This is a genomic window from Candidatus Dependentiae bacterium, assembly GCA_013821315.1.
Taxonomy (GTDB): domain Bacteria; phylum Babelota; class Babeliae; order Babelales; family Babelaceae; genus JACDHA01.
In genome coordinates, this window is sequence record JACDHA010000008.1 from 1 (window position 1) to 15,278 (window position 15,278).

14 protein-coding genes are annotated in these 15,278 nt (G+C 34.6%); 8 read left to right on the plus strand and 6 right to left on the minus strand.

Annotated features, from left to right (window positions below):
- The first annotated feature begins 64 nt into the window (after window positions 1-64).
- The gene (locus tag H0X48_02755) at window positions 65-1,897 is read left to right on the plus strand and encodes a hypothetical protein (protein ID MBA3954212.1); all 1,833 of its coding nucleotides are present in this window, start codon (window positions 65-67) and stop codon (window positions 1,895-1,897) included.
- Here H0X48_02755 and eno read toward each other — a convergent pair.
- Window positions 1,871-3,127, minus strand: coding sequence for a phosphopyruvate hydratase (gene eno, locus H0X48_02760; protein ID MBA3954213.1), 1,257 nt, complete (start codon window positions 3,125-3,127; stop codon window positions 1,871-1,873). The genes H0X48_02755 and eno overlap by 27 nt on opposite strands.
- Before the next feature lie 89 nt (window positions 3,128-3,216).
- Here eno and H0X48_02765 point away from each other — a divergent pair, with 89 nt between their 5' ends.
- A complete protein-coding gene (locus H0X48_02765; protein MBA3954214.1) occupies window positions 3,217-3,420 on the plus strand; it encodes a hypothetical protein in 204 nt (67 codons plus the stop codon).
- A gap of 71 nt (window positions 3,421-3,491) precedes the next feature.
- Here H0X48_02765 and H0X48_02770 read toward each other — a convergent pair whose 3' ends face one another.
- Both H0X48_02770 and H0X48_02775 read right to left on the minus strand, forming a co-directional pair.
- On the minus strand, window positions 3,492-3,956 hold the full coding sequence (locus H0X48_02770) for a hypothetical protein (protein ID MBA3954215.1): 465 nt from the start codon (window positions 3,954-3,956) through the stop codon (window positions 3,492-3,494).
- A 283-nt stretch (window positions 3,957-4,239) separates the two neighbouring features.
- Window positions 4,240-5,211, minus strand: a complete 972-nt coding sequence (locus H0X48_02775; GenBank protein ID MBA3954216.1) for an ankyrin repeat domain-containing protein — start codon at window positions 5,209-5,211, stop codon at window positions 4,240-4,242.
- Window positions 5,212-5,383: 172 nt separating this feature from the next.
- Between H0X48_02775 and H0X48_02780 the strand changes: the two genes are divergently transcribed.
- A complete protein-coding gene (locus H0X48_02780; GenBank protein ID MBA3954217.1) occupies window positions 5,384-6,499 on the plus strand; it encodes an ankyrin repeat domain-containing protein in 1,116 nt (371 codons plus the stop codon).
- A 7-nt stretch (window positions 6,500-6,506) separates the two neighbouring features.
- On the opposite strand, the gene H0X48_02785 is transcribed toward H0X48_02780, so the two are convergent.
- The gene (locus H0X48_02785; protein ID MBA3954218.1) at window positions 6,507-7,751 is read right to left on the minus strand and encodes a hypothetical protein; all 1,245 of its coding nucleotides are present in this window, start codon (window positions 7,749-7,751) and stop codon (window positions 6,507-6,509) included.
- A 173-nt stretch (window positions 7,752-7,924) separates the two neighbouring features.
- On the opposite strand from H0X48_02785, the gene H0X48_02790 reads away from it, so the two are divergent.
- Both H0X48_02790 and uvsE read left to right on the plus strand, forming a co-directional pair.
- Window positions 7,925-9,319 carry a deoxyribodipyrimidine photo-lyase gene (locus H0X48_02790; GenBank protein MBA3954219.1) on the plus strand — a complete coding sequence of 465 codons (1,395 nt, stop codon included), beginning with the start codon at window positions 7,925-7,927 and terminating at the stop codon, window positions 9,317-9,319.
- A complete protein-coding gene (gene uvsE, locus H0X48_02795) occupies window positions 9,316-10,215 on the plus strand; it encodes a UV DNA damage repair endonuclease UvsE (protein ID MBA3954220.1) in 900 nt (299 codons plus the stop codon). Before H0X48_02790 ends, uvsE begins: the two co-directional genes overlap by 4 nt.
- Window positions 10,216-10,253: 38 nt before the next feature.
- Here the strand turns inward: uvsE and H0X48_02800 are convergent, their stop codons facing one another.
- The gene (locus tag H0X48_02800) at window positions 10,254-11,144 is read right to left on the minus strand and encodes an A/G-specific adenine glycosylase (protein MBA3954221.1); all 891 of its coding nucleotides are present in this window, start codon (window positions 11,142-11,144) and stop codon (window positions 10,254-10,256) included.
- A gap of 125 nt (window positions 11,145-11,269) precedes the next feature.
- On the opposite strand from H0X48_02800, the gene H0X48_02805 reads away from it, so the two are divergent.
- From H0X48_02805 to H0X48_02815, 3 genes are all read left to right on the plus strand, one after another.
- Window positions 11,270-11,521, plus strand: coding sequence for a hypothetical protein (locus H0X48_02805; protein MBA3954222.1), 252 nt, complete (start codon window positions 11,270-11,272; stop codon window positions 11,519-11,521).
- Between the two features lie 282 nt (window positions 11,522-11,803).
- On the plus strand, window positions 11,804-12,397 hold the full coding sequence (locus H0X48_02810) for a hypothetical protein (GenBank protein MBA3954223.1): 594 nt from the start codon (window positions 11,804-11,806) through the stop codon (window positions 12,395-12,397).
- 136 nt (window positions 12,398-12,533) lie between these two features.
- The gene (locus H0X48_02815; protein ID MBA3954224.1) at window positions 12,534-13,439 is read left to right on the plus strand and encodes a hypothetical protein; all 906 of its coding nucleotides are present in this window, start codon (window positions 12,534-12,536) and stop codon (window positions 13,437-13,439) included.
- A gap of 576 nt (window positions 13,440-14,015) precedes the next feature.
- Here H0X48_02815 and H0X48_02820 read toward each other — a convergent pair.
- Entirely contained in the window at window positions 14,016-14,702 is a 687-nt protein-coding gene (locus H0X48_02820; protein ID MBA3954225.1) for a hypothetical protein, read from the minus strand.
- Window positions 14,703-15,278: the final 576 nt, after the last annotated feature.

The window sequence follows — 15,278 nt, forward strand, 5'->3', positions numbered from 1 at the left end:
TATATATGAGCCCAAAACAAATGGCTTTATATTGATCGATAAGGCTGAAAATATAGCTTCCGCTATGCATATTATTACAGAACTTGATGCAACAGGCTTTAAAGAAACAATAGAAGTGTTACCACTGTATAATTTACCTGCACGTGACGTTAAAAATGTATTTGAGACGTTGCGTAAAGCTGCAGGCGAAGGTGATACTGCACCTCCTGTAGCCTCAGCCAGACAAGACTTACAAGCAGGCAGCATCTCTTATTTTGCTGCTGATACTAAACTAGTAACTGATGAGAGAACCAATTCGCTAATCTTGATGGGCCGCGAAACTGCTGTTATGCGCCTAAGTGAATTTATCCAAGAATATATCGATACTCCAGCTGAGTCGGGTAACTCTATTTTACATTCATATGATTTACAGTATTTAGATGCTCCTTCATTTGCTAAAATATTGCAAGACATAGTAACTTCACAAGCTGCAAGCCAATCTCAAACTGCGGCAAACACTGGCCCTTACCAATTTTTTAAAGGGGTACAAATAGCAGCTGAGCAGCCACAACAACTTGTAAATGAAGAACGAACACCTGAGCTTGTTTTAGAACAAGCGCAAGGCATAGAGTCTATTACAGGTATTCAAGGACGAACACTCGTAGGCGGCAATAGACTTATTATAGCTGCTCTACAAGAAGATTGGTTACGAATAAAAAAGCTTATAGAGCAGCTTGATAAGCCACAATTACAAGTAATTTTAGAAATGTTACTTGTTGATGTAACTTTTGATCAAGAAGAACTTATTGCAGGCACTATAAGAAATCCTCTTGATATACCCTTTGATCAAGAGACAGGTAACGGAGCAAATTTTTTAGCATCTCACATAAGTCCGGCCAATAGCGTACTGGGTATACCAGCTCAAGCCTCTTCACCACCACCGACACTTACAACGGTTCCTCCGACATTTTCTTTAGCACGAGATTTGCTCGGATTTCCCGGAGATGCTACTACACCAAGCGTTATTTCGGTTGTTAACGATAAAATAGGATCAACTCTTATTTCTTTTAACGATCCTCAAACACCAGGGATAGCAGCACTACTGCAATTATTTAACCGATCAACACAGACAAAAATACTTTCTAATCCTTATTTGGTCACCCTTAATAACCAAAAGGGAGTGTTAGAAATAGTAGAAGAACGTCGTGTTGTTGGGGACTCGTTTTTAAGTCGTAGTGGCTTTACACTCCCACAACTTAATTTACCTGCTGCTATTAAACTAGTTGCGTTACCACGCCTCAGCTCTGACGAACGTTTAGCGCTTGAAATAGGCATACAAGTTGACCAATTTGTATCAGCTTCTGATCCAACACGTATAACACGATTACTTAAAACTAAAGTAAGTTTAGCTACAGGCCAAGTTGTTGCTTTAGGCGGCCTTATTCGCTCAGATATACTAGATACTACAACAAGCACGCCATTGCTTTCTCGTATACCGATTTTAGGTGCCTTTTTCCAAAGAAGAAACAAACTTAAAACACAACGTAATTTAACCCTTTTTATAGCACCTATTATTATCAGGCCGCGCAACGATGTACTCAGCGCAATGTACACCAAAAGCAAAATAAATCACTTAGAACAACAAAGCTCTAGTGATTATTTAAATAGAAGAGATCCTATTACACGGCTCTTTTTTCCTACTACACACAGTCCTGAAACTATAGGAGAGTATTTGTATCATACAACCAATCTAACACAAGCACCATCAACACAAAATAGTATGCTGCCCCAAGAGCTTCAGCAAGCATATGCTTTTAAAGCTCTTGTTAAAAATCCCGAACAACGTGTAACTCATCTTAAACAGCTTCTTGCAACAGAAGAGAGCGATTTTTTAAGTATCAAGCAGCGAGAAAGCTAAAGTATCTTCAATAGTTAATAACCTATTATATTTTGCTAGTCGTTCGCTACCACGACATGCTCCTGCCTTAATTTGACCTACGCTTGCGCCAACGGCTAAATCGGCAATAAAGGTATCTTCAGTTTCACCAGACCTATGAGAAACTATGGTAGCAAGATTAGTATCTTTGCAGAGCTTAATGGCTTGCAGCGTTTCTGTTATGGTCCCTATTTGATTGGGTTTAATAATAACGCTGGTTGCTGCATGATCAATACCGCCTTGAGCGATTCTGTAGGGGTTAGTAACAAAAAGATCATCCCCAACGATCTGAATTTTGTTTTCAAGTGCTTTAGTCATACGTATCCACCCGGACCAATCCTCTTCACTTAGGCCATCTTCTATAGAATAAATAGGATACGTGTCTACTAACTTTTTGTAATAATCAATCATCTCATCGCTAGTCAATTGCTGATTTTGCCAACTATACAGTTGCGTTGTAGAATTATAGTATTGAGATGCAGCCACATCAAGCCCAATAATACAACCTACGGAGCTATGAGCACTTGCAGCCTCAATAGCTTCAAGCAATACATCAAGAGCTTCTGCATCACTTTCAAAGGCTGCAGCAAAGCCTCCTTCATCGCCTACAGCGGTAGATTTATTTTTTTTAATAAGTAATGCTTTAAGCTCATGATATACCAACGTAGCAGCTTCAAAAGCGCTTCTAAATGTAGGAGCTCCTACGGGTATAATCATAAATTCTTGTATACGTAGTTTATTGTAAGCATGCATACCGCCATTAATTACGTTAAGCATTGGAAATGGCAGTGAAACACTATCTGATCCCATATAATAGGCAATAAGCTCATAGAGCTCTAATTTTTCGCTGTGAGCTTCAGCTTTAAAAATCGCCATACTTACAGCAAGTAAAGCATTAGCTCCTAAACGTGATTTATCTGTAGTACCATCAAGCTCAAGTAATTTAAGATCCATTTCCATACCATGAGGTTCATGACCGACAAGCACGGGAGCTATAAGTGTTTCAATGTTTTCTATAGCTTTAAGAACCCCTTTGCCCATTAAGCGCTTACCACCATCACGCAGCTCAAGAGCTTCATATATACCAGTTGATACACCAGAAGGTACATACGATAGTACTGAGTCACCATTTTCTAAAAAAAGTTCACATTGAACAGTAGGCCAACCGCGTGAATCATATACTTCTCGGCCACTAATACGCGTAATTTTCATAATAAATCCTCTTAAACTCTTGACGTGCCCGTATGCTCTATATAACACTACTTTAAAACGTATACCACTCTCTTTTAAAGGGTTTTACTATGATGTTAGATAACATGAGCTACAATAAGATAAAAATAGTGTATACATTAAGCGATTTACTTTGGTTTATAGAAAAACATGCCAAAGTTGATGCACAGCAATCGGGCGATGTTGCTGGCCAAGAAGTACTTGAAGAAATGCAAAAAGAGCTTGGTCGTTACTTAGAGCGTGTACAAAAAACAATGTGTTCCATAACACAATAACTTTTATCATAAAAAAAGAGCTGATTATAGTAGAATAATCAGCTCTTTTTTATTTTTTAATCGTGTATTTTTTACACTAAAACTTCAGATGGCTTAATAACTTTTACGCTTTCACGCACAACTTTTTTTGGTGCTTGAGAATTTGATAAAAGTCCAGCTCTTACAGATGCTTTATAACCACTTTTAAAAGCTTTATATGCTATTAAAGCTGCTACACCAGAGAAAAACAAGCTTGTTTTATAACGATGGTTTAGGCCAGATACTATACTTTCAAATCTTAAATCTCTATCGTCTGCATCAACAGGCTTTGCCATTGAAAGACCCGGATTCTTTAAAAGTTTTGAGGTATAAAGAGCATCACGTAACAAGCTGTAGCTTGACGATACTGCTAATCCAAATACAGCAGCAGAAGCACCTGCTTTAACAACTTCTCTAGCAACAATTTTGTTTTTAGGAGTTATTGCTTGAGCATTTGAATTTGCTAAAGTACTGAGAGCTGCAACAGTAACAAGCATTAATTTACGATTATTTTTCATAATTTTCCCCTGAGATTAGAAGTTGTTATCCACGTTTTTAATTACTATACCCTAAAAACAGTTATGCTGTAAAGCATATTTTTAGCTCTATAAAATAACAATAGAAAACATAAGCAGAGCTACAGAAGAATATACTAGTTTATTAATTTTTATCTTGTTGTTTTTTATCTGTTTTTTGCTTTTGAGAAAAATAATAATGCGATTTTTTAGCTCATTTATAAGCAAAATAAGCATGCAGTCAAGTACGTTTTAAACAACTTAGGCACTACTATAATCTTAATTACTATTTTTGAGCATACGTAGTAATAAGTTCAACTATATCTTGAGGTAATGTTATAGTAGAGTTTGTAGCTACTTGATTGTAATCTTGACTTGATTGTGAAAATAGTTGTGCTAACAGAGTATAAATTTTTGTAGAGATAGATACTTGATGTTTTGGTGCAACGTCTGTTAAAATCCTCTTTAAATGAGCATGATTCAGAGCATACTCTATAAATACTCTACCTATAATTTTATATATAAAATTACCACTTTGCCCATATAACGTTTGTAAACAATGATTATAGTGTACAAGTTCTGCTGAAGTTAAACGGACCTTTTGCAGGGCTTGTTTAACAAGAGCTGAATACTTAAACTCAATAGCCTTGTCTAAAGCACCTCTAGGATTAATCTTAATCATTGATTGTAATTGTTTATAGTGCTTAAATAGTCTAATCATATTTGGCTTCCTTTTACAGTAAGCAATACCTAACCTCATACTTCTATTATTATATACATCACTAACATTCGCGCCGGCCTCTAAGAGCAGTGTTACTACGTCAAAAAAAGAATCCTTATCTCTATTTAGTAGACTACGAACAACAGTATGAAATGCTGTATCTCCATAATTATTAATAGCATTAACGTTTGCACCAGCAGCGAGTAATAACTCTACAAATTGTAGAGAGCAACGATGGGCAGCATCATGGAGAGCTGTAGATCCAGAATTATGTGTAGTATCAACATATGCACCGGCTTTTAATAAGAGTTTTGCAGCATCTATATTACGATGTGCAACAGTAACAATAAGTGGTGTATGTCCATGTTCAGTAATAGAAGCATTAACATCAAAGCCTGCTTGAAGCAACTGCTCCAATTGAGTTAAATCCTTTCTATCGCTTAGAGCGTGTAGTAATTGTTGATTGAATAAATCTCGACTACTCATCCCATTAAGAGAACAAGCAAATGAAGCTAGAAAAAGTAGTACGTATTTCATAAGATTCCCTTAAGTTTATTTTAGTTATAGTTCTCTAATAGTATAAAATAGGTTATCTAAATATTCAATTGGTCTACAATTTAAATTTTGACATCTATCAATTATTATAATATTATTAAATAATATATTTATATTGAAAAATTAAAAACAAATAATTACGAAAATAATACCTATGAAAAAGCTTATTTTTATCCTATCGTTTTTGCCTGCTCAGCTTTGTGCTATGCATACTTTGGGCTACTTTATATGTAAAGCCCATCACACATTACTACCTCTTTCATTACAAAATCAAAAACTTCTTAATTTACAAGCCGTAGAAGCTGCCAAATCAGGCAATAGTACAGAACTACAAGACTTACTTAATGCTGGCGCGAGTCAAGATATAGTAAGCACACACGGCCACACAGGTCTTTTAGGTGATGCCGCTTTTAGAGGTTTTACACAGATTGTAAAGCTTCTTCTTAACGCTAAGGTGAATCCAAATACAATAGATAAAGTTGGTTACACGCCTCTCTGTTGGTCTATTATCAGGGGCTATGAAAACATTGTAAAGCTTCTTCTTGCTGCTAATGCTGATCCAAATCTAGCTATTGAAGATGACGCAACGCCACTTTATCACGCCATTACAGAAGGGCGTACATACAGTGTAAAACTTCTTGTTATTGCTAATGCTAAGCTAAATAAAGCTACTAAAGATGGACAAATACCACTTTATTGGGCTATTAAACGGGGTAATTTAGAAACCATACAATTTCTTCTGACTGTGCATGTTTGCAAAAACTTAGCTCATAAATACTATCCAAAAGATCTTTTTAGCACTTACCTTCGCAATCCAAAGGACTTTGTAAAGTTTCTTCTTAATTCTTATAAAGCTTATTGTATAAAGTTTAGAGAGCCTATACATTTCCTTACCGAAAAATCAACATTAGTTTTGATAGAAACAGCTATTAGGTTTGATGATAATAGTATTACTTACCGAGAGATCCAAGTAGAACACCCTAGTTTTAAGGTTGTTATCACACTTGTTAATAGAGGATATACAGACTTAGTAAAAAAAGTGATTCAGCAATTAAAGCCAAACCTTGATCAAATCAGACAATTAGACATTATTGCTCAACAGCAATACAAGCATGCTCAAGATGCGAATTATAAAGATATACATAAAATTTTAGTTGGCTATATTATTGAACATGCTAAAAATGCAAAAGCTGTAACAGAACTAGCTCAATCTATAAGTAAACCAATTCCTCAAGATGTAGCTAAGCTTATTGCTACGTATATTTTATAAAGTTTTATTATACATTTTCCCAAAGGCTAGAAAGCTTTAATATTTTTAGCTCTCTAATAGTGCGCAAAGGCTTTTTGTTTTTATCAAGGCGCTTAAGCGGTTTTTTAGTGAAATGCACTTGCATTAAATCTCGATAAGTTTTAATGCCTGCAAATACTTTTTCAAGCTCTATTTCATGAGTTATACCGTAACCTGCTTGATAGCCAACTGCTTCTATAAGTTTGTTATGCCTTAAATCACTTACTATTTGCACATGACCTTGATACCAGATAATATCACCTTCTTCAACTCGCTCATTGCGCCCAAGTGGTCTTAAACATTTTTCTATAGTTGTAGTATTTCTATAAAAATACGGCATGCCGCACAATTGAGCTACGCGTAAAATTAAAGCAGAGCATTCGCATCCTGTAAACGGTCTTTCACAATCTTCAGGCCGTTGCCAAAATTCAACCTGTTTTCCAAAACGTATATCACTTACTAAACTAAATCTATTATCTCTGTAACTTTTTATAAAACTACAGCCACCCCATACATATCCTATTATACCTGAAGGATTAGCAACCCATTTTTTAAGCATACGGACAAACATTCTTTTGCTTTGATCTTTAGTTTTAGCAAACTCAATAATACTATAATCTTTGGGTACATAACCAATTTTTACAGCTAAATTAGTAGAGTCTAAAAGAGCAATAGCATACCGTGTGGGAGTGTCTTTTTCTGGTTTACGTATAAAACGAGTACCGGCAGAATAGGTTTGCTGCGTGCTAGGATTATACCAAGGCCATGAAAGTGAGAGCAGCCCTGTATGCGAGCAAATCTCACCCTTTTTAGTGCAATACGGTGCAGGTACAGCATTAATTTTTTGATTTTTTATAAGTCCAGACAGTGGCAGTATATTGCTTTTAAGTGTCCAAAAGCTATTACGCACTTTGCCATCATCATCAATATAAAAAAAGTTATCTAATGCACATTCAACTTCTAGACCTTGAGTACGCTTAATAGTTACTGTTTCGTTAAATAAAAACTGATGAGTACGATAACAAGAAAGTAGATGCTTATCCGGTGCTAGAGGCAGTAAATTATATAACTCTTGTGCAGTTTTTTGAGCGTCAAGCGGTTGTAATGGACGTGTTGTAGCATCGGCTACCGGTACTCTAACAACAGCTTTATCTGCAAAGTTATCTGCTTTCCAATACGATGCATACAGCGAACTGCTTATAAAAAACAACACATATACTCTATAATGCCTCATGCAACTCTTTCTCTTTTAGTGCACTAGTCTCTGTTTTTATATTACAATTTTTTAATTTAATAAGACAATAGTTACACTTGTGCTGTTTTTTACACTCTAAACTCTCTCTAGACGAACAAGAGCACCTACAACTATACTAACACTTAGACCAAAAAAAAGAGCGAAAGAGCATAATGGACAAAAAACATACACGAACTCTCTTTATTTTTAGACGAGACTTAAGACTTGAAGATAACACCGGTTTACAAGCAGCGCTTAAGGAGTCACATACCGTTATTGCTTGTTTTATTTTAGATCCACGACAAGTAACAGAAGAAAATGCTTATAAAAGCACTAATGCTCTGCAATTTATGTTTGATTCTTTACTCGATCTTAATACACAACTAGAAGATCATAAAGCGCGGCTTTATCTTTTTTATGCTGTAGCAGAACAACTCGTTAAAAAATTGCTAGAAAGTAAAGTAATAGACGCAGTATATATAAATAAAGATTATACGCCCTTTAGCAAGCAACGCGACCAACATTTACAAGACCTGTGTGCTCAGTATGGAGCTGACTTTTTTAGTTTTGACGATCTTTTATTGCAAGCACCAGAAGAGACTCTCAATAAGCAAAAAAAACCGTATAGCGTATTTACTCCCTATTTTAATGCCAATGTTATAAAACTGGTAAAAAAACCTGTACAAAATACTTTTAACAATTATAGTACAGTTTTATTTCCTGAAGAAGAAAGTTTTAGCTTATTTAAAAAAATTTTACCCCAAAAGCAACCGTTGCATGTTACACCAGGACGCATAGGTTGCCTGGAAATACTCAAACACATAGATACCTTTAAAAACTACAGCCTTAAACATAATTACCCTGCTATTGATACAACAGGGTTGTCGCCGCACATTAAATTTGGTACCTGCTCAATACGGGAAATCTACTACGTAATAAAAAAAAGCATGGGTATAACTGATCTTATAAGACAACTCTATTGGCGTGACTTTTATACCATAATTGGTTATTATTTCCCGCATGTATTTGGTCACGCATTTCATACTTCTTTAGATACCATTTCTTGGGATAACAATAAAGAACTCTTTAAGCGTTGGTGCGAAGGTACTACAGGAGTTCCTATTGTTGATGCTGGCATGAGGCAGCTTAATCAAACAGGGTTCATGCATAACCGAGCACGACTTATTACTGCATCATTTTTAGTTAAAGATTTACATATTGACTGGCGTTGGGGCGAGCTCTATTTTGCACGGTTACTTACTGAATATGACCCGGCAGTTAATAACGGCAATTGGCAATGGGTAGCTTCAACAGGATCCGCTCGACAACCTTATTTTAGAATTTTTAACCCTTGGCTGCAACAAAAAAACTATGACCCTGATTGTACGTATATTAAGCAATGGATACCAGAACTAAAAAATGTATCCACGAAGGTAATTCATGCATGGTATAAACAAAAACAACCAACCATGCATTATCCAGCGCCAATTGTAGATCACGCACAAGAAAGTATAAAAAGTATACAAATGTATAAAAAAACAAGCATTAAAAATAAGAGGCTTTTATGAAAACTGGCTATCCTTGCATTAATACTGGTATTGGTTGCACACCCAATACAACGTTTAGATTAGCATCTTATTGTTCCGATAGATTGATAGGTAGTATTACAGAAAATATTGCATGCTTAAAAAAAATCTTAGATTATAACGTTAAAAATAATTTATTATTTTTTAGAATTGGTTCAAGCGTAATTCCCTTCGCTTCGCATGACGTATGCCAATTTGATTGGCTGGAATTTTTCACTCCACAATTTAAAGAACTTGGTCGATATATAAAAAAGCATAACATACGTATTTCTATGCATCCTGATCAATTTATAGTGCTCAATTCTCCTAAAGCAGATGTTGTTGCTCGTAGTATACGAGAGCTTGAATACCATGCTCAATTTCTTGATGCTCTTGAGCTTGATACTACAGCAAAAATACAACTACATGTTGGTGGCGCGTATGGCGATAAAAAGCAAGCTACCAAGCGCTTTGTAGAAACCTATAAACAACTCGATAGCTCTGTTAAGCGACGCTTAGTAATTGAAAACGATGATAGAATTTACTCAGCTCAAGATTGCTTAGCTCTTTATCAAGAAACAGGTGTACCGCTATTATTTGATACATTACACCAAGAAGTACTTAACAACGGTGAAAACCTACTTGAAATTATGACTAAACTCTTTGCAACATGGAGCATAAACGACGGTATACCTATGATAGATTATAGCACTCAAGACCCACAGGGACGCAGAGGCAAACATGCAATAAGTTTAGATAAAGAACATTTTGCTCAATTTATAGAAACTACACGAGACCTTGATTTTGACATAATGCTTGAGCTTAAAGATAAGGAAAAAAATGCTCTACAAGCACTTAAGATACTACAGTGTCTTAGACCTTTAAACAAGAGTGCTTAATTTAGTTAATTAAGTTATCGATTGTATAATTATTAAAATTATTTCAGTACTAATCTATATATAGTAGGTGCTTTTTCTTCAACAAAGCACTCTTTGATTAATTGAGCAAGTTGTAGAATTATTCTTTCTGGTTCGCGCTGCACTAAATTACATAAATCAGTATAATTTAATGTTTCATGTTCTACGAGCATTTTTAAAATTAAACCTCTAATCTGCCTATCAGAACCTTCAAACTTTGATTGCACTGTGTAATGGGCACTTTTGCGGCTTGGATTTTTATGGAGCTTTTTGAGCATAACACCGTAATCCATAAGTGCATAATACCATTGGCGCGCATTAAGAACATCAACCGTTTGTTCTATTAAGGGCATAAGAACTTTATCAGAAACTTGCTCTTGATCTTTAAAAAAGCAATGGATAAATACAGCACGAATATTGGTTTCGATAAACACACTCGATTGATTAAAAGCAAAAGCGCAAATAGAAGCTGCAGTTGCAGGGCCTATGCCTTTAAAAGTCTCCAATACAACTGGATTAGTAGGTATACTGCCACCAAATTCACTTACTACACGTTGAGCAAATGCTTGTAATGCTAAACCCCTTCTATTATAACCAAGACCCTGCCACGCTGTTATAACATCGCGCACAGAAGCTTCTGCAAGAGATTCTAGGGTAGGAAATGTCTGTATAAATTGCTGATATTTTTCTTTAACTCGGTCTGTTTGAGTTTGTTGAAGCATAATTTCCGATACCACTACAAAATAAGGGTTATCGCAATCACGCCAGGCAAATATACGCTTATAAATTGAATAATAATCGTAGATAAGCTTCTTAAAAGCTTCTATACCATCTTGGGTTAATAAACCATTAGATACATACTCAGAAAGATTATCAGAAACTGGATGTGATTGGATGAAATTTAACTGCATACGAGTCTCTAGTTACATAAGATTTATTTATATAAAGTATAGCATACTTAAGCTTTTTTGTAAAAATAAGCCTTTTGCAGAAACTAACTTATTACAATACAATAATAGTAGTTATCAACTATAATTTGAATAAAACTATAGGACAGTTACATGATAAGTTAAACTCAATTCCCTTACCTAAAACAACAGCACGAGCAATTGGACTCCCTTTTGTTTCTGCAGCATTAAGCTTAGGCAAAAGTATAAAAAGCCTTACTAATTTAGATACCGATGACAAAAAGGCTGGCGCTACTATACTTCTATCATCATTAGTGACCATAGCTAGTATCCTCTATTGTGATTATCAAAACCATCCAAAATTTTACTCACATAACTAGTAACATAAAAAGAAGATAAATCATGCAAATAATTAATTTTAATTGGTAATTTAGAAAAAGAAAAAAATGCTCACAATCATGGTACAAGTATTCATACATAGGGCATATGTGACCGGTTGACAAGAGGCAAAACTATTATAAAATTAATATTTAGAGCTTACGAAGTTGACATAGTATTTGGCTCTAAAACATTTAAAACTACGCTAAAAAATAATTGCTAGTTTTAGTAGTTATGATACAACTACTGTAAACAATTAAATAATTTTAACCATTAAGGAACTTATGAAAAAAATCATTTTCGCAATTGCCTGCGCTTCAATAATAACCAACGGTATTTATGCAAAACCTAGGACGCACAAAGAGGCAGTTCAGGGTCCTCAACTATTTATCAAAACCGTAAAAAATGACACACCTTTCAATATTCTTATGGTTGATCGTTTAGCGAGTGATCCCAAAACGAATTCGATTACAATCATTGCGGGTCAAAAAGTTGCCGTTAATTTTCAAGCAAACAGACAGCACGCGGTTTCAATTCGTGGCAGCATGAGTGAAACTATGGCACGTTATGCGCAATATACGTTTATTAAATTGGATACAGATGGTAAGCCAATGGCCAATCAAGAGGTTTACTTAAACCTTAATACTGCGCCAGGAGGAGTTGACAATGGTAGTGGTATTATCTCAGGCATTCGAGGTACACGCGTTTTAAATTTCTACGTAGCTGGTCAAAATGGGGGTTGTAGTATGGAGACTGGGCCATTTAAAAATTCTGTATGCAAGCAAGTTGAGTTTGACTTAAGATTATCTATATCAGAAAAAGATATCGCAGCAAACATTTTCCGTATGTATATCGACAGCGAACGTACCGAAAAATAATTAGACACCAATTACAAACGACTACCGCTGCTCTATTTCTCACTTCATTAGGCACTAGGGCTTGTATTATCTATTGTGATTATAAAAACCATACAAATTTTACCCCATAACTAGTGACATAAAAAAAAGATAAATTATGCAAAGAATTAATTTTAAAAAACTTACTTGTCTTTATATAAATATACTATTGGGAACATCGTCTACCTATTGTATTCAACCTAAAAATTCATATACATATAACATACAAAACGATCTGATTACATTTTCTATACCAGATTCTCTTTTAAGCAATATTAGATCTCAGCTTGATGGATCAAAAATAGGTTCTGCTATAGAAATTTCTTATGCAAATGATCAGACTCTTGCTATAGCCGATTCATCGTTTGAAACGTACAAAAAAGGATTTATTAAGGGCGCGCGTTTTGTAGTTGATTATATAGATTCATGTACTACAGAAATTTCTAGTTTAACAAAATTAGAAATCTTGAAGTATCTTGAGTTAGTACTTGCATCTACAGAAATTAATACTTCTGCAGAAAATAGCTATAACAATGATCATGATGCTTGCAATAGTGCTGACAGTTATACCTTCTATAAAAAAGGATTTTTAGCAGGATATGAGTACATACTCTACTACTTAGAAACGCATACAAAGAGAGAGATAGACAGCCCAACTGCTGCTTTACCTACCACTCAAAAAGCTCGTAAAAAGAGATATAGTTATAGAGCTCAGCTTAAGCTTTCTAATCCATGGCTTAATAATTTTGGGCCATATAATCTCACTCCATTTTCATTGAAGCATAACAACTATAATAAGGGGTTATTACAACCAGTTACCAGTTTCAATAAACCAATCGTAAAAGTAAATAACGAGCAATCTCAGCCATCACCTGTAACCCAAACAACACCTTTAGATAGCAACAAGCTACACAATGGTATTATTAAGGCAAACGTTGGCGCTCATCATTCAACTATTAATCCAATTTTAGTTGAAGCACAGAAAGTAGCACTTTCGTTAAAAAAAATGGTTAACAAGTTATAAAAACTAAAGTTATTACCACGCAATAAAGATAAGCCACAGTAAGAAAACTACTATGGCTTATCTTTATTTTAAACAAAAAAAAAGTTAGAGAAATAATTCTACTATTCTGCTTAAACTTGCAACTAGTTTAACATGCATGTGCGATAAAGCTCTATAATTAACTAACTCTTCTATCTTCAATTTTATATTTCAGTGCATTGATAAAATGGCATTTATTTCTGCATAAATAGTCTTATTGAGAGGCAATGATTAAAACTCATAGAGAGACTTTTTTCAAAAAACTGCTTAATAAAAAATCTAAAAATTATATTGATGTAAAAAACAAAAAACAATAATATAAAAGATGAAATGTCCATAAAGGCGATAGGGTGTAAGCGGTGTGATTTCTTGATAAGAGTGTTTATTTAAAAAATACTTTTCCACGAAAAATAAATTGCTTAAATCACAAAGCATGAATGATATAAACAAATGCATGTATTGACTCATTTATCACATCCTAATAAATAAAATTTTATATAATAGACTATGGGAGCCATAAGCATGCCAATAATGTAGAGCTCATACCAATACCACATATTATACTGGTCCAGTAGCTACACCAAGCCATAATCCACAAAATAATCCTACTGTTTTTGTTGCTGCTAATTGAACTGGTAAGCAATAGTAACGCACAGTCCCAGCAACTGCTGCACCACAAACGGGCCCTGCTATCGCAGAAGTTCCGACTCCTACTGCACCGTAAAAGCCATTAAATACAAAGGTTGTCGCTCCAGCTCCTACAACTACGCCAACAGATGCTCCAATAGGACCATTATGAATCACTATACCATTTTTTGAAACAAGAAAATTCTGATGCTCTTTTACAGAGATAAAATACAATTTTACAGTCTCATTTTTTTGACAAATTCCTTTAATTTTAATGCATGAGCGGTCTTTCATTAAAAGGACGTCCCCAAGACACAGTTGGTCAGCTTGTACCCATTTATAAGGAATAAAAAATCTTTGATCGGGAGTTACTTGAATAATAGTATCGTCTTCAGTTGTAATCTCTATAATTTTATTAGTCTCAATTTCTTCAATAGAATCAATTACTCTTTGTTCAGAAATAAATTCATTATTTAAACAAACTACTTTATCTCCAATTTTAAGAGATTCTATCTCCTTAAGACCTTCTAAAGTATTTACAATAGTTGTTGAAGAAACACCCGCATTGAGGGCATAAATACTAACGATATAACTAACAAGGAATAAGATCTTTTTCATAATTATTTTCTTTCGATTAATCTTTTACATTGTGTACAATTGCTCAAGAACCTATTTTTTTATTGCACCGAAAAATCCGATACTTTAGCATGAAGACGTAAGGTACTTTTAGCTATTAATCAGTGTATACTATAAGTATGTACAAATAAAGACAAAATAGGATTTCTCAAATTTAAAAAAAGAAGCAAAAACAATTCTTTTCGTTATTTTCAAGGTCTTAAGTTAACTAATAACCAAGTATTTTTACCAAAGATAGGTTAAGGTAAGATAAAACAGGCAACAATAAAAAAACGGAAACACTGGCTTATCCATATTGTTTGTCAAATATCTAAGAGATAGTATGCGCTCCCATAAGGAAAAATAAAGCTATTGGTATAGATTTAGAATTACTTTCATTTAAATGAAGGTCATGTTCCCTAGAACTTGATAGAGATCTTAGCGCAAGTATAAATATACGGTCGGCTGGAATATCCGCCCTTAAACCCGTCGAACAAATAGCACCTGCTTACGCGATGAAGCAGGAGTTAACCACTTCTAGGTGAGGTTCAATTATCTATACACACTATTACTAACAAT

What these genes read in the sequence shown, in the direction of transcription:
- H0X48_02755 (MBA3954212.1), top strand. Translation starts at nt 65, where the DNA reads ATGCATATTATTACAGAACTTGATGCAACAGGCTTTAAAGAAACAATA.
- eno (MBA3954213.1), bottom strand. Translation starts at nt 3,127, where the DNA reads ATGAAAATTACGCGTATTAGTGGCCGAGAAGTATATGATTCACGCGGT.
- H0X48_02765 (MBA3954214.1), top strand. Translation starts at nt 3,217, where the DNA reads ATGATGTTAGATAACATGAGCTACAATAAGATAAAAATAGTGTATACA.
- H0X48_02770 (MBA3954215.1), bottom strand. Translation starts at nt 3,956, where the DNA reads ATGAAAAATAATCGTAAATTAATGCTTGTTACTGTTGCAGCTCTCAGT.
- H0X48_02775 (MBA3954216.1), bottom strand. Translation starts at nt 5,211, where the DNA reads ATGAAATACGTACTACTTTTTCTAGCTTCATTTGCTTGTTCTCTTAAT.
- H0X48_02780 (MBA3954217.1), top strand. Translation starts at nt 5,384, where the DNA reads ATGAAAAAGCTTATTTTTATCCTATCGTTTTTGCCTGCTCAGCTTTGT.
- H0X48_02785 (MBA3954218.1), bottom strand. Translation starts at nt 7,751, where the DNA reads ATGAGGCATTATAGAGTATATGTGTTGTTTTTTATAAGCAGTTCGCTG.
- H0X48_02790 (MBA3954219.1), top strand. Translation starts at nt 7,925, where the DNA reads ATGGACAAAAAACATACACGAACTCTCTTTATTTTTAGACGAGACTTA.
- uvsE (MBA3954220.1), top strand. Translation starts at nt 9,316, where the DNA reads ATGAAAACTGGCTATCCTTGCATTAATACTGGTATTGGTTGCACACCC.
- H0X48_02800 (MBA3954221.1), bottom strand. Translation starts at nt 11,144, where the DNA reads ATGCAGTTAAATTTCATCCAATCACATCCAGTTTCTGATAATCTTTCT.
- H0X48_02810 (MBA3954223.1), top strand. Translation starts at nt 11,804, where the DNA reads ATGAAAAAAATCATTTTCGCAATTGCCTGCGCTTCAATAATAACCAAC.
- H0X48_02815 (MBA3954224.1), top strand. Translation starts at nt 12,534, where the DNA reads ATGCAAAGAATTAATTTTAAAAAACTTACTTGTCTTTATATAAATATA.
- H0X48_02820 (MBA3954225.1), bottom strand. Translation starts at nt 14,702, where the DNA reads ATGAAAAAGATCTTATTCCTTGTTAGTTATATCGTTAGTATTTATGCC.